Genomic DNA, 17,348 nt, shown 5'->3' with positions numbered 1-17,348 from the left:
TAAGACCTATATTGATTGTGAAAAATTATAGTTTTTGAATACCGAGTAGTATTTTGTTCGATCAAAAAGAAGCTTGTTGAAATTAGATTTCTATTTCGTTTAAATCCGTAACATCTACTTCTTTTTGTTGATTAATAAACTGGATAAATTCTGCTGTTTTCTGAATGGTATTTTTATCAAATAAATCGTTTATATCTATTTTGATGTTGAATATTTTATGGTATTCATTTTTGAGACGCATTAGTTTTAAACTTTGTCCTCCTAGTGAAAAGAAATCATCAATGATTCCTATAGTATCAATTACTAAGATTTCTCTCCAAATGTTTACTAATTGTTCTTCTATTTCATTTGTTGGTGCAACATATTTTTCTTTAATAAGATCATCTTCATTTATTTTTGGTAGTTTATTCTTATCAATTTTGCCATTTTCAGTGAGTGGAATTACATCAATATTCACGTAGTAACTTGGCAACATATAATTTGGAAGTATCTTTTTTAAACGTAATTGCAAGGCTTTTTTATCTACTTCTTTATTGGTCATTATATAGGCAACAATCAGTTTATTATTTGAAAATTCTTTAACATCAACAACGACTTGTTTTACTTCTTCATCCATCAAAATTACTTGCTCAATTTCTCCAAGTTCAACACGATGTCCTCTTATTTTTATTTGATTGTCTATTCTCTCTATGAACTCAATATTTCCATCTGAAAGATATCTACAAACATCTCCTGTTTTGTATAATCGTGAAGTTGCATTTGTATCAAAAGGATGTTTTATAAATTTTTCTTGAGATAATTCTGGTTGATTAAAATATCCTCTTGCTACTTGTATACCAGAAATGCATAGTTCTCCTGCTACTCCAATTGGGCACACGTTATTATATGCATCTAATACATATGCTTTTACATTTGGCAATGGTTTACCTATGCTAGCTCGATGTTCATTAATAAATGGTGAATTCGTCATTGTTGCACAAACCGTATTTTCCGACGGTCCGTAGGCATTGATTATTGTAATTCCTTTTTCTTGAAATTTTTTCGTCACTTTCATACAGAGGGCTTCCCCCGCAGAAATTAGTATTCTTAGCGAATCAAAAAAATGAATATTATCTTGTAATGATATTTGATATGAAGGAGGTAGTGTTGCAATTGTGATTTGTTCTTTTTGTATCAATGTTGCTAATTCTTCTGCTGAGCCTATTACTTTTTTAGTAGTTATTACTAAGGTACTTCCTGAAATTAGGGAGGCATATAATTCCCACCCGAAAGCATCAAAAGAAATAGAAGCAAATTGTAGTATTATATCTTGATTAGTAATTCCAATTTCTTTTTGTTGATTGAGTGCTAAATTGATAATTCCTTTGTGCTCAATCATTACGCCTTTTGGAGTTCCTGTTGATCCTGAAGTATATATCACATATGCTAAATCATTTGGAGCAATAGCAACTTCAGGTAATATTGAGTCGAATTCATCAGCATTAAATTCTACATCTACTGCAAAGATTACTCCTTCATAAAAGTTATAATCGAAAATATAATTTACTTCTGTAAGTAGTATTTTTACATTGGCGTCCTTTATGATATTTTCTTTTCTTTCTACTGGATAATTTGTATCTATTGGTACATAAGCCCCTCCAGATTTTAAGATCCCTAAAATAGCAATTACCATCCATTCACTTCTGTCTAATAAAACCCCTACTAGATCTTCCTTTTGAATTTGATATTGGTTGATTAAGCAGTTTGCTAATTGATTTGAGATTATGTCTAATTCTTTGAACGTTATTTTTTTATCTTGAAATACAATAGCAACATGATCAGGATTTTCTTGTATTTGTCTTTGAAAAGCTTCTAATACATTTAATGTTTCATACTTGTAGTCTGTCTGATTGAAATCATAAAGTAATTGATATTTTTCTTCTTCTTTCAAAAAGTCAATACTATGTAAAGATGCTTCTGGTTTTGCTATAACTGCATCTGTAAGTTGTTTGAAATGATTCATGAAATTTTCAATCATATCTACTTCATATACATCTGAATTAAATATTGCTCTAAATGAGATTCCATCTGTTAATTCTTCAAAATGAAATTGAATATCATTTTTTGCGGGTCTAAAACCAAAATCTATAAATGTATCGGAAGTAAGATTTTCATGAACGTCTTTTGAACTCATATTTTTTGATTCATGAAGCGTTAAGGAAATATCAAAAATAGGTGTTCTGCTTAAATCTTGTTCTACCCCTAAATCTTCTACCAGTTTTGTAAATGGATACAGTTTATGTTGAAAAGATTCTTGTACCATTTTACTAGTAGTAGCATATAATTTTTTGAAATTTTCTTCTTCTATAGTTTTAGTTCGCAATGCTATAGTTTCTACATACAGTCCTATTTGATTCTCCAAATTAGAATGACTTCTATTGGCTATTGGAACTCCTATTATGATATCTTTCTGATTTGTGTATCTGTATAATAATATGTTTAATACGGTTAATAACTGTGTGAATAAGGTACCTCTATTCTCTTTTCTATAGTCAGCTAAACGTTCCATTATCGTTGAAGATAATAAAGTCCCTATTGATACACCATTGTTAGTTTTGATCTTAGGTCTTAACTTAGAGCTATACAAGTCTATAACTGGTAAATCTCCTTTAAATTGATCCAACCAATATTTCTTGTGGCCTTCAAAACTCTCATCTTTTGACATTTCTAATTCCCATACCGCATAGTCTTTGTACTGAGTTATTAATTCTGGTAGTTCTATGTTTTTATCTTCTAGAAAAGCATTGTAATATTCTCTAATATCACGGTTTATTACTACTTCCATAGACCAATCATCGCTTATAATATGATGAATGTTATAGTATAGTAAATAATTGTCAATATCAGTTTGGATAATGGTAACTCTAAGCAATGGACCGTTTTCAAGGTCAAATTTTTTATAACTATTTTCTTTTACATAGGCGTTTACTAATTCTTCAACATTATGTTCTTTTTGAAAATCTTTGTATGCGATGTTAAATTTTATTGCTTCCTTTGGTAAAATCCATTGTTTTATTTCTCCATTTGCATCTTCTTTAAATACTGTTCTTAGTATTTCATGGCGATCCAAAAGTGCATAAATAGATTTTTTAAGCACTTCAATATTATAATTCCCTTCTAAATTCATAAAGTATGGCATATTATATGCGCCGGAATCTTTATAGTATTGAGAAAACAACCATATTCCTTTTTGGGCATCTGATAAAGGATAATTTTCAGATATAGTAACGGGTTGAATAGTATTTTGCTCTGAATTAAATGATGTCAAATAATCAATTAATATTGCTTTATTCGCTTTAATTAATTCTATTTGAGCTGGCAATAACTTATTTCCTAAAGATAAAATTTCAATGTTTTTATCTTTCAGGATAAGCTTAATATTCTCTGCTCTTAATTCAGAAATTATTTCTTTAGGACTTTTCATAGTTAATGCTTAATATTCAATAGTTTTTTCTCCAAATAGTCTTTCTGCTTCTAATCCAAGTTCATGGCATTTGTTTACCAATCTATTGGATTCTATTATAGGTCTTGATTCTTCAGTATATTTTATTGAGCTAATAAATTGTAGCCAAGGTTCTAATCCCATTGCATATACAAACACATTTTTAGGATTAAAAATATTTACTAATTCCATTCCTTGATCGTAATTACATCCTGATAAACAACGTGTCTGATCTTTATCTCTTGATATATCTTCTGCTAAAAGTGGTCCGTAATACCATGATAATGGGGCGCCATCACATTCCATTCCTAAGAATAATACATCTACATCTCCTATAACTTTCTGAATATGTTGATATACTTTAGGTTCTATATTACACGAATCTGCTACAAATAGTACTTTAAATTTGTTGTGTAATGCTATATGATAACAGAGTTTACTTCTAACATCTAAATCAGCATGCTCTCCCATAAAAGGAATTCCTGTAATTGTACATTTATCTAATTGGATTGATTCCATTTCATCCAATTCAATAATGTTTTTAAACCCTAGGTTTTTAAATAGTAATTTTAAACTTGGATCTTGAAGGTTGCCTTTTCCACCATTCGGAATAATGATGTTTTTAATTTTATTCCTAAGTTGTAGTATCGATTCCAATAAGATATGATCTTGATGATTATGAGTTATCATTACATAATCGATCTGCTCTGGTAAATCATTAATTGTATATCTACTTACATCAGATTCATAACCTCCATAGCTAATTACTGGATCAACTAAGATTGAAATTTCTTTTGTCTCTACTAAAACACTTGCGTGTCCAAAATATCGAGTTCGAATACCATCTCCATCATATTCTTGATAGGTTTCTGGTGGTATTTCTGTAAAAAAACTTCTAAAAAGTGCTTCTTGATCGGGTTGTATTCCTAGTTTATTTTTGATAGTTTCATAATCTCCTGGTATTTTTTTCATAGCAAATAGGTCATCTATTTCAGTAGATTTGAATGGGAAATTTAAATGTAATAAATGATTATCATCTAATCTTGGTGTACTTAATACAAATGACCGATCATTATCCGATCCAATTAATTGAAGTGAAATCGTTTGTGCTGATTCGTCATAGTATTCACTATTGTATAACAGTGATTCAAAAAATCTGAAATTTGCATTGTTATTTAGATCGTAGTACAATTCTACATATCCTTTTAATCTTTCAGGAACTTTTTCATACAAGGGATCTAGGGAATAACCTTTTGCATAGTTCGCTAACATTGCGTTTAAATCTTGAATATCTTCATATAATGCTAGCATATTTGATCGTTTTTCAATCGTAGTATCATATAAATCTTTTATTTCTTCTACTCTTTGTCCATCATAATCGATGAATGGCCCTCCTAGCATTTTAGGATTTTTTACAGCAGCAGCATGAATTTTCGCATTTTTTATATACGATTCCATGATTTTTAAGTGTCTCTTTTTAATATTCATCGCAGCGGTCGCTGGAGATACTAAATGAGACCAAGCGTACCATCTATCTATTAGTGCTTCTAAAGCAACATTTAATTTTAAATACATCATTATTATTATATTTCTATTGCAAAATTTTTTAAGTTTAGAAAATTGTTAGTGCAAGGCAATTATTGTCTAAATAATTATTCTATCAACAACTTCACTAACATCAGGGGTCGCTACTTGCCATATTTGATTTTCAATCTCCACAACCAAATCACTAACCGTTAGCATTTTATAAAAATCAGAAGTATTAATCATCACTCCAAACTCCTTATTTACTTGATTAATCATTTTTATAATTTTGATACTTTGTCCCCCCAATTCTAAAAAGTCATCAAAAATTCCAATATTCTTTCTATTTAAAATAACTTCCCATATTGCTACAATTTTTTCTTCCATAGCATTTCTTGGAGCAATATATTCATTGGATATTTTAGTTGATTCATTCGGCTTAGGAAGCTGATTTTTGTCTAATTTCCCACTTGCTGTTAAAGGAAATGATTCTAATTGCATAATATGATTTGGAATCATATACTGAGGGAGTACACTTAATAATGACTTTCGTATTTCAGTAACATCTATTTTACCATCAGAAATTACATATGCTACTAGCTCTTTTATTCCTGAATTTTCTTGATATATTTTCACTACAGCAGCCTTAATCTCTGGGGTAGATAATAATTTATGTTCAATTTCTCCTAATTCAATTCTATAACCATTGAGCTTAACTTGGTCGTCTTTTCTCCCAATAAAATCTATGTTTCCATTTGGTAACCATCTTGCCAAATCACCTGTTTTATATAAGCGTTCATTTAGTTTAAATGGATTATTTATGAATTTTTCTTTTGTTAATTCCTCCTTATTTAAGTATCCTCTACCAACGCCATCTCCTGCAATACATAACTCACCTACAACCCATTGTGGTTTCGGACTTAGATCATCAGCAAGAATATATGCTTGTTCATTCCTTAAAGGTTTTCCTATATGTAAATCATCACTTTCTTTAATATCTAAAACTGTACTCCATATTGAAGTTTCTGTTGGTCCATATACGTTTATAATCTCTATATCTTTAAATGTATTTTTATTCTTAAAAAGTACTTCAGGAAATGCTTCTCCACCTATTAGTAATAGCTTCAAGAAAGGCAATGATTCTCCTAAAATCCCTTCCCATAACAAACTAAATCTAGAAGGTGTTGTTTGCAATATTTCAATATTATGATCTTGCAATGTTTTTATAAACAATTCGGGAGACATTAATTGTTTTTCAGAGAACAATATCATTTTTCTTCCTGTACAGATCGTTCCAAAAATTTCTAACACTGAAATATCAAAAACTACATTGGTTGTTGCTGCTACAGTTGTATAGTTTTTAAATTTTAATTTTTCTTCTACATTTTGTAAAAATGAAACCACATTTTGGTGTTCTAGCATAACTCCCTTTGGTTTTCCTGTAGAACCAGAAGTATAAATTACATAAGAAAGATTTGCAGCACTTAAATTTATATCTGATAATTTCAAATCAACTTTTTGATTTTGAAATTCAGTTAAAATAGCTTCTGTGATATTTAATTTACAATTGCTATCCGTTAGCATATACGAAATTCTATCCACTGGAAAATTAGGATCAATAGGCAAATAGGCCCCTCCTGTTTTCATTATTGCTAATAGGGTTATAATTAACCATTCTGTACGGATTAATTGCACACCAATTATATCTTCTATCTCTATAGAATATGTAGCTAATAAATAAGCTGCTAATTGATCTGATTGTGTATCTAACTCTTCATAGGTTAACTGTAAATCGTTAAATACCAAAGCAATTGAATTTGGGCTTTTTACAACTGTTTCTTTAAATAATGTTATTATTGTTTTTGACTTATCATATACTTGATTCGTTGCATTATTTATTAAAGTAAGTTGCTTTATTTCTTCGTTTGATAAATAAGAAATATTGGCTATAGCTTTGTGAGGTGATTGTATACCGTTACTAATAAAACGTTCTAAGTGGTTAACTAGCATTTTCACAAAATCTTCATTATAAATGTCTGTATTGTATTCTATTGAAAGTCCTAAATGTGATTCACTCTCCGTAAAAGAAAAAGTCATATCACATTGACTGTATTTCTTTTCTTTTTTATATTTTTTTACTATAATTCCATCTAAAGTATCCCCTTCACTATTTGCTATACTTCTTTGGTTTTGTAAAATCACCATAAAATCAAATAAAGGTGATCTTGATAGGTCTTTTTGTATTTCTAATTCATCTACCAAAACATCAAATGGTAATGCTTGATATTTATATGCTTCTAGTAAAGTATCTTTTTGAAGTTCTAGTAATTTTTCAAATCCAATAGCATCATCAAACTTCGTTCGTATAGCTAATGTATTTAAGAATAATCCAATTTGATTTTCCAAATCCGCGTGTGATCTTCCAGCCACTACTGTTCCTAAAGTTATATCTGTAGAATTTGTGTATCTATAGAATAAACCATTGATTCCAGCCATTAATCCCATGAAGAGACTTGCATCAAATTTCTGAGTATAGGTTGTTAATGATTCATGAAAATTTTCAGAAAATTGATGTTCATATATCGTTCCATTGTACGTTTTCATTTGTTGACGCTTTGTAACATAAGGAAAATCTAATGCTGGTATTTCTTCTTTAAACTTTTCTAGCCAATACTCTTTTGTAATTTGCAATTGTTCTTGTTGCTTGTCTTTTGAAAGCCATATAGCATAATCTTTATATTGGATACTTAATTCTGGTAATGCAACAGGTTTTCCTTGTAATAATATATTGTATATGTATATTACTTCTCTAACCACAATTTCCATTGACCATCCATCTCCTATGATGTGATGCATGTTGAACAGGAGTATGTATTTTTCGTTTACAACTTTTAGTACTTTTACTTTAAATAAAGGTGCTTTTGATAAATCAAAGGTATGTGTATAATGTGCTAAAATAGCTGCTTCTTTTTTTGATTCTGAGGCACTTACATCTTCTATTTCTATAGCAAATTGTATTTCATCATAAGGAACAATATATTGTTTTAGGTTTTCTTCAGAATCCTCTTGAAAAAATGTACGCAAACTTTCATGTCTATCAATCAGTATTTTAAATGCTTGATTGAATAGTTTCTTTTCTAGGTTCCCATGAAATTCTAATTCAGTAGCAATATTATATGCTGCATTACTTTCTCCAAATTGACTTAATATCCAGAAACGTTTCTGGGATGAAGTCACAGGATAATTTTCTTCAACTGGAGCTAAAGGAATTCTCTCGTATTTAGACGAAAGTAAACTCATTAAACTCAATTTATTGCTTTTAATTTCTTCCAGTAACTCTTGGGTTAAAGCACCTTTTGGTGCATTAATTTTTAAGTTTCCGTCAGCAACACTTAGTTTAATATTATTTGCTGAAAGTCTATGTATTAAATCTAGATTCAATGTAGTACAGTGTTTGCTATTATCTTAAAAAAAGTAATAGTTGGTTTTTGTTAGATTACAAATTGATCACTTTCCTCAGTTTCAATTTCCATTTCATTTTGCTGAATTGAAAATGCTAATACCCCTGATAAATGTTTAATTTTCAAGTGATTATACATACTTTCTATAGATAAGTTTGTATCAAACTCCTGATTTATTCTATTAACAATAATTACAGCTTGTAGACTATTCCCTCCTAATTCAAAGAAACTATCATCTATTCCAATTTCTTTTATATCGAGATGTAAACATTCTGCGATTATTTTTGCTAATGTTTTTTCTATTTCACTCTCTGGTGCAACATGTTTTTTTGTTTTTAAATCTGCTAAGGTTGGTAATGGTAATTCTTTTCGATCTATTTTACCTGTCCTAGTTAGTGGAAAAGTCTTCATGAAAACAAAAATTGAAGGCACCATATATACGGGTAAAGTTTCTATTAGATTTATTCTAATTTCTTCTTTAGTGATTGCTCTATTTTTACAAACATAGGCTACCAAATATTTTGTATTATTGACTTCTTTTACCGAAACAATAGCTTCTTTAATCCCTGGATTTTTTTCTAATTGATATTCAATTTCTGCCAACTCTATTCGCAAACCATTTAGTTTTACTTGCGTATCTTTTCTACTTATAAATTCTATTTCACCATTTGCTAATCTTCGTCCAATATCTCCTGACTTATAGATACGACCGCCTAATTCTCTCGATTCAATAAATACTTTTTCAGTTAGTTCTGGTCTATTTAGATATCCTAGAGAAAGATATTCGCTTTTGAAAACAATTTCTCCTTCTTCGTAGATCCTCATTTGTTTATCATCTTCTCCAAGTATAAAAACTTCCGTGTTTATTACTACATTTCCTAAAGAAATATTATTTCGTGTAGGATTCGATTTCTGAGACAAGAACTTTTGTGATATAATGGTTGCTTCTGTAGGTCCATAATCATTTACCAATAATGCATTTTCTGAAAAGTATTTTTTGAATAATTCAAAATCTGATTTATAACATGCTTCTCCTCCTAAATCTATTAAGCGAACTGATTCTATTTTTTGATCTTCAGCTAATTCTTTTAAGAAATGTCTATATATGGTAGGTACCATATGAAGAATTGTTATTTTTTGATCTTCTAACCAAGTTGCTAATCCCATTAATCCTTGATCCATAATATCATAAAAACTTACTGTAGCTCCGTTCAGGATTGCCGCATAGATATCTTTTACGGATGCATCAAAAGTATAGGTAGACAATACGCTTAGATTATCTTGTTCTGATATTTGAACATTGTTTGTATACACACTGATATAATGTAATACGTTTTTATTATTCTGCATTACTCCTTTTGGTTTCCCTGTGGAACCTGAAGTATATAGTACATAAGCCTCATCTGAAGGTTGAGTATCATGCAAATGATTTGATCGTATTTTTGTTTCTTCTGTATTTAATACTACAACTTTTATATCAGGAACGTATGCTTCTAATTCTAAAGCAATCATTTTTGTTTTTGAATTACAAACGATTACATTACATTTTGCATCTTCAACAATAAATTGTATCCTACTCAATGGGTTTGTATAGTCTATTGGAACATAAGATTTTCCAGTTTTTAATACGGCTAACATTGCAATCACAGAAGATTCATCGTGATTCACTAATAATGCAACTCTTTGAAATCCATTTTGATTATTGTTCTCAATTTCTTTTGCTAGTAGGTTTGCTAAGTTGTTTACTTCTGTATAAGTAAATGCTCTATTTTTTGAATATACCGCAGTACGATTTGGATGTTTTTCTACCTGAGATTCAAATCTACTTATAATGCTTTGCTGAATTTCTTCGGCTTCAAATGGCGTGAATTCATTTATTGGTTTTGGTGCTACAATACTTGGTAAATAACTTTCAAAAACAATAATTTCATCTATTAACTTAGTTGGCATTATTAATACTTGATTGAGAATATCTACATAGGCTTCAATCCAATATTTTATTGTTTCTTGAGTAAGTAATTGATTGTTATAAACACAGTTTATTGCAATTCCATTGGTATATGTTTTTAAATAGCATTCCAATTCAAATTTAGGCGTACTGTTTATAATTCCATCTTGGCTACTAAAATCATGAATTTCTTCATTTGTTTCGGTATTAAAATCCAACATGTTTAAGAAAACTGGACTTATTGGGAAACGAGATTGTGTTTTCGTAACCTGTAAATCATTTAATATACTTTCAAAGGGATAATTTTGATTTGCTAAACCTTCCATCACAGTCTGATTTACCTGCTTTACAAAGTTTTCAAAAGAAAAGCCTCCTATTACAGTATCCCTTAACATTATTGTATTTAAAAAACATCCAACCATGTTTTTTAATTGTTCATGATTTCTATTTGCGGCTGGAATTCCAATAACAATATCTTTTTCAGAAGTAATTCTTTGCAATAATATTTTTAATGATGCAACAAATATTGAGAATACACTTGTTTTAGTTTTCTTAGATAGTGTTATAATTTTTTCTTGCGTTTCTTTATTGAGGAAAATGGTATGATAGCCAGAAGTTGTAGTCGCATTTTTAACTGTCTGTATATAATCTTTAGGTAACTGTAAATAAGGAATATCTCCTGCAAGTTTTTCTTCCCAATATATTTTTTGACTTTTAAGTTTTCCTGTTTCTAATAGTTGATTTTGCCAATAAGAATAGTCTTTATAATGTACTTCAATTTCAGCTAATTTAGCTTCTTCACCGGTTAATAATGCTTGATATATTACTAGAATTTCTTTGACAACAATATCTAGTGACAATCCATCACTTATACTATGATGAATATTAAAAAATAAGGTGTAACCCTCTGTTCCTTTTCCTATAGCCATTTTATATAATGGAGCCTGATCTAAATCAAACTCATAATTATAAATGCGGCTTTCTATTTTGTCTAAAGAAAGTAGTTCATCAATTTCAATTTTAATGGGAGAATAAGCTTCAATTTTTTGTCTTGGTCTTCCTTCAACCTCTAAGAAGATTGTTCTTAAGATTTCATGGCGTTTTACTATTGTATTGAAAGCTGTTTCAAAAAATTCAAGGTTTAAATCCTCTGATAAGAAAAATTTACTACAGATATTAAACTCTTTAGATTTTCCATAAATCTTATATAACAACCAGAAGCGCATTTGCGAAGGAGATATTTCATAAGTATCTTGTAATGATATCTTCGTTATTTCTTCATACGTTCTTGATTCATTTTTCATAATCAAATACGCATGATATTCAGGCGTTAAATTGGTATAAATTGTTTTTAAATCAATTTCTTTTTCAAAAACTTTATGGTAAGTGTTTGTTAGTTTACTCAATAATAAACTATGCCCCCCTAATTCAAAGAAATTATCAGTAATTCCTATCGTTTCTTTTGCTAGTATTTCTTTCCAAATTTCAACGACTTTACTTTCTACTTCATTTGTTGGTGCTATAAATTCTTTCTTTACCAACTCTTTTTCCGTTATTTCAGGTAATTGTTCTTTTGCTACCTTTCCATTACTCGTTAATGGAATCTGTTCCAATTTTATATAATAGTTTGGAATCATATAGGAAGGTAGTTGAGTTCCTATATAAGCTCTTAATTCATTTGGATTAATACTCGTATTGGAAACATAATAAACAACCAATTCTTTTTCATTATTAATTTCTTGTACATTGACCACAACTTGAACTATTTCAGCAGTGTATTGCGCGATTGTATATTCTATTTCTCCTAATTCTATTCGATGGCCTCTAATTTTTATCTGAGTATCTTTTCTTTCAATGAATTCTATATTTCCATCGGGTAACCATCGGGCTAAATCTCCAGTTCTGTATAGTTTTTTCCCAGAAACATATGGATTCTCTACAAATTTTTCAGCGGTTAAATCTGGACGATTTAAATATCCTAATGCAAGTCCATCACCCGAAATACATAATTCACCAATAACCCCAATAGGTGTTAATACTAAATTTTCTGATAGTATATATACTTGGGTATTACTAATTGGTTTTCCGATTGGAACCTGTTCTTTAGTTTGGTATTTACAGTCATAATAGGTAGTTACTACAGTATTTTCAGTAGGTCCATAGTTATTGTAAATTTGTAAATCCGATTTTTTAGGATAAACCAAAGCCTCTCCTCCCGTTAAAATTGTTGTATTAAGATTTGTGATTCCTTGTATTATAAAATCTTGACATATTCTAGATGGTAAATAGGCATGTGTAATTTCTTGTATTCTTAAAAAAGAAACTAACTGTTGAAGGTCTAAACGGATTGCGTCTAGTTGAATTGGATATAAACTTGCTCCAGCTGTCAGATATGGATATATTTCCCATACAGAAGCATCAAACCCAATTCCTGAGAATAATGTTCCTTTACTTTCTTGAGTTACTCCATATGCATCTTGGTGCCAAAAGCATAGATTTGTTAAGCTCTTATGAGTAATCATTACTCCTTTTGGTTTTCCTGTTGAGCCAGAAGTATAAATTACGTAAGCTAAATCTGAACTCTTTATATTTAATCCTGGAATTGCTTTCGACTTCTTCTCTATAGAATAATATTGTGTTATAAAATCTTGATCTATAGTTAAACATACTTTTGCATCTTCAATAATATAAGAAATACGTTCTTCTGGATAGTTTGTATCAATTGGTACATAAGCTGCTCCCGTTTTTAAAATCGCTAACAAACTAATGACTAATTGTGCACTACGTTCTAAATGTACAGCTACTAATTTTCCTTCAGATAATTGATATGATTCGATAAGATAAGAAGCTAAGTTATTCGCTTCTAGATTTAAATCTGCATATGTCCATGATTTTTCATTAAAAACTATCGCTATATTTTCTGGGCTTTTTTCAACTTGTTCATTGAATATTGTTACGACTGTTTTCTCTAATGGATAATCAATAGTAGTGGCATTGAATTTAGAAAATATTTGTTGTTTTTCTTCAAGTGTAATGAAATCAATTTCTTCAAGCTTTGTCTCGGGAGCATTTATAATCTGTTCAAATATTTTCTCTAAATGCTTTATAATATTTTCAACAAAAGATGCTGTATAAAGATCTGTATTATAAGAGAGTAATAAAGACAATGTATCATGTTCAACAAAAGTAAATGATAAGTCAAACTGTGCTACTTTTCTACTAATTTCAAAATCACTTACTGAAAATCCTGATAAGGAATCATTGTTTTGAAAAGTTGTTAATTGCTGTTGATTTTGCAAAACAACCATTACATCAAATAAAGGAGATCTTGAAGTGTCTCTAGTGATATTTAATTTTTCAATTAATTGATCAAATGGGTATTCTTGATGGGCATAAGCAGCTAAAAGTTGTTGTTTTTCATTTGCTAAAATTGTTGAAAAATCATCTTCATTATTCAATTGAGAGCGGATAGCAAGTGTATTTAAATATAATCCTACTTGTGTCTCTAAATCTGGATGTGCTCTTCCTGCAATTGGAGTTCCAACAATAATATCATTTTGATTACTATATCTAGAAAGCAACATTTTCACAGTAGACATTAACGTCATAAATAAAGTAGCTTGATGCTCTTGTGATATATTCTTTAATTTTTTAATTAATTGTTTTGGAAAATTATATTGAATAATATCGCCAGTATATGTTTTTACAAGGGGTCTTGATTGGTAATTTGGTAATTCTAGAATCGGTAAAGTATCACTAAATACAGATAACCAATATTCTTCTTCTACCTGTTTTTGAGAGGAATCCATTGCATCTGACAGCCATACAGCATAATCTTTGAACTGAATAGATAGCTCCTGCAAGATTATATCTCCCTTTTTCTCTTTTTGTTGGTAAGCATCAATTACTTCAGAATTTAAAATTTCTAAAGACCATCCATCACTAATAATGTGATGTAGTGTCATAAAGAACACATGTTCATCTTCTGTAATTTTTAAAAGATTTGCTTTAAATAATTGTCCTTTTTTTATATCTAAACCAGATTTGCATACTGAGTTTATATAATGTCTTGCTGCATCTTGAGGGAATTCTTCTTTAGATAAATCTTTTAGTGACAATCTATAATCAAAAACTTCTTTTGAAATAATATTTTGTTTTAATATACCGTCTGTATCATGTTCAAAGAATGTTCGAAATACCTCATGGCGATTGATTATATGATCAAAAGCTTCCTTGAAATTTTCCGTACATAAATTTCCTTTTAGCATTAATGAAGTTGTAATTTGATATGCCTGATTTCCACCTTCCATCTGACTTAACAACCATAAGCGATGCTGAGATGGTGTCACAGGATAAGATTGCATTTCTGGTGCTTTTTTTATGGCTACAAATTCTTCATTCTTCAGTGAATTACATAAACTTTCTATCGTAGGGTTTGTGTAAAATATCTTGAAAGGAATTCGTTTGCCCATTGTTTTATGGACTTTATTGATCAATTGTGAAATCATTAAACTATGACCTCCTAATTCAAAAAAATGATCTTTGATTCCTATTTTTTCAACACCTAAAATTTCTTCCCAAATTGCTACTAAAGATATTTCTGTGTGATTCCTTGGCCCTACATAGCTTTCTTTTATAACTGATAATTCAGACAATTCAGGTAATGCTTTTATATTTACTTTACCATTTGGCGTTAATGGAATTTGATCCATTTCCACAAAAAACCCTGGTACCATATACGACGGTAATTTTGACAATAGAAACTCTCTCATCAAAGCCTTATCAATAATAGTCGCTGTGACAAAAAATGCAGCTAATACTTCTTCATTCATATGTCTTCTAACTACAACTACAACTTGTTGGACCACTTCCGAAAAACTTTGAATTGCAGCTTCTATTTCTCCTAATTCTATACGATATCCACGTAATTTTACTTGATGATCTTTTCGTCCTAAAAAGGCAATATTTCCATCTAGCATCCAACGTGATAAATCACCAGTATCATACATTAGCTCTCCCTTTTTATAAGGATTATCAATGAATTTTTCAGCTGTTAATTCAGGTTTATGTAAATATCCTTCAGTAATTCCTAATCCTGATAAATATAATTTCCCAGTAACACCTATAGGAACTAATGCTAATGATTCATCTAATATATATGCTTGCGTATTATCTATTGGTTTTCCTATGGGTATTGACGTTTCATATAACTTATCAGATATTTTATAACAAGTACTATATGTTGTATCTTCTGATGGACCGTATAAATTTCTAACTTCAATATTTGTCTGTTGTAATTTCGTTGCAATATCAACAGGGAAAGCTTCCCCAGCCAGGTTGATAAGTGTTACATTTTTTAAATCATGTCCTTCTTCTAATAATTTTCTAGCAGTTGATGGTACAGTGTTTAAAAGTATATTTGAGTAATAAGGAAGTGCATCGCTTATGTCTAATCCTGAAGAAAGTACTTTTATTTTCTTTCCAATAGATAATGTATAAAACATCTCATAAACTGATAAATCAAAACAATGAGAAGTTCCTGCAAATACAATATCAAATTTAGAAGAATCAAACTCCGATTGAGCCCAATAAATTAAAGCTACTGCATTAGCATGCGTAATCATTACACCTTTCGGGTTTCCTGTTGTTCCTGAAGTATATATAATATATGCTAATGAGAAAGAATTAATTTCAATTCTTTCTTTTAATTTTGAATATGATTCGCTAATAGATTCAAAAGAACTTAGTACAACCTCGTCAATAACTAATTTACTATTACTATCTTTTTCTATGTATGCAATTCTTTCTTCTGGATAGTTTACATCTACAGGTACATATGCAGCTCCTACTTTCAAAACTGCTATTAGTGCTATAATTAACTTCTCTGTTCTTTCCAATTTGACAGCTACTAAATCTCCTGCTAGAATGCCATGATCATCTTTTAGGTAGTTTGCAATTTGATTTGCTCTTTCGTCAACCATACGATACGTGATTGACCTATTATCACAAATTATTGCGATGGCATCTGGAGTTTTTTCAACTTGCTTTTCAAAAAGACTTATTATCGTATCTGTACGATCATACACAGTAGTTGTTGCATTGAATTCATCCAATAATACTGTTTTCTCTTCCTCAAAAACTAATGATATTGATTTAGATACTAAAGAAAGATATACTTCTAAATTACAAACCCATTTTTTTATATTTCTTAGGAAGTGATTGGCTACATTTTTAGCTATAAACTTATCACTGTACACCAATTGAAGCTTCATTCCTTCATTCGTCGTATTGATATGAATTGAAAATGGCAACTTCGCTACATTTGTTATTTCTTTATTAAAGAAAAACCCAAAAGAGGTATAGGCAGCTAAAGAATCATCTTTATATGATGAATTGTCATACATTCTGTATTTATATACTTCTTGAACTTCACTTTTTACATTTTGAAGAATTTCTTTAAATGCCTTATCTTCAATTAAGTCAAAAGCATATAGAAGAGAAATATCTCTGTCTACACCAATTCCCTGAGAATATATGAGTTGACATTCTTCAAAATAACGCTGAACAAGTGTATTAAATATCGTTATCAAAATTGTGAACTCAGCTAACTCATTACCAGAAGTTAACTTATAGTAATAAGCCAGTTCTGATTGAGGTACTTCGATAACTTCACTATTAATTGGAGAGAAACTTCCAAAATCTATTTTAGAATTCTTCTTTATTTTGTCCGCCCAATAATTAGCAATTATTTTACTTTCGACAGTATCCATATAAGATTTGCTTTTAAATTCAAAAAAACTTTTATGTTCTTTCTGAGATAATAGGTTATTGATTAACTATTCTAATAGAATAAGTTATTGCGCAACAAATCATTGAAACAGGTATTTCAATAGGCAATTGTTGTATAATATTAACTTACTTTTTATAAAAAGAA

General features: G+C 29.6%; 4 protein-coding genes. All 4 read right to left on the bottom strand.

Annotation, left to right across the window (positions count from 1 at the left end):
• Window positions 1-82: 82 nt before the first annotated feature.
• Complete coding sequence (locus tag P6733_RS08505) at window positions 83-3,463, bottom strand: non-ribosomal peptide synthetase (protein WP_306352312.1); 3,381 nt, start codon at window positions 3,461-3,463, stop codon at window positions 83-85.
• Window positions 3,464-3,472: 9 nt separating this feature from the next.
• Window positions 3,473-5,059, bottom strand: coding sequence for an MBL fold metallo-hydrolase (locus P6733_RS08500; RefSeq protein ID WP_306352310.1), 1,587 nt, complete (start codon window positions 5,057-5,059; stop codon window positions 3,473-3,475).
• Window positions 5,060-5,125: 66 nt separating this feature from the next.
• Window positions 5,126-8,446 (bottom strand): non-ribosomal peptide synthetase, encoded by a 3,321-nt coding sequence (locus P6733_RS08495; RefSeq protein WP_306352308.1) that lies wholly within the window; start codon window positions 8,444-8,446, stop codon window positions 5,126-5,128.
• 50 nt (window positions 8,447-8,496) lie between these two features.
• Window positions 8,497-17,184: a non-ribosomal peptide synthetase gene (locus P6733_RS08490; protein ID WP_306352306.1), complete on the bottom strand. Its 8,688-nt coding sequence runs from the start codon at window positions 17,182-17,184 to the stop codon at window positions 8,497-8,499.
• Window positions 17,185-17,348 lie beyond the last annotated feature (164 nt).

This window comes from Flavobacterium aerium (assembly GCF_030766725.1).
GTDB lineage: Bacteria > Bacteroidota > Bacteroidia > Flavobacteriales > Flavobacteriaceae > Flavobacterium > Flavobacterium aerium.
This window is presented reverse-complemented; position numbering and strand designations above follow the sequence as displayed.

What these genes read in the sequence shown, in the direction of transcription:
- P6733_RS08505 (WP_306352312.1), bottom strand. Translation starts at nt 3,463, where the DNA reads ATGAAAAGTCCTAAAGAAATAATTTCTGAATTAAGAGCAGAGAATATT.
- P6733_RS08500 (WP_306352310.1), bottom strand. Translation starts at nt 5,059, where the DNA reads ATGATGTATTTAAAATTAAATGTTGCTTTAGAAGCACTAATAGATAGA.
- P6733_RS08490 (WP_306352306.1), bottom strand. Translation starts at nt 17,184, where the DNA reads ATGGATACTGTCGAAAGTAAAATAATTGCTAATTATTGGGCGGACAAA.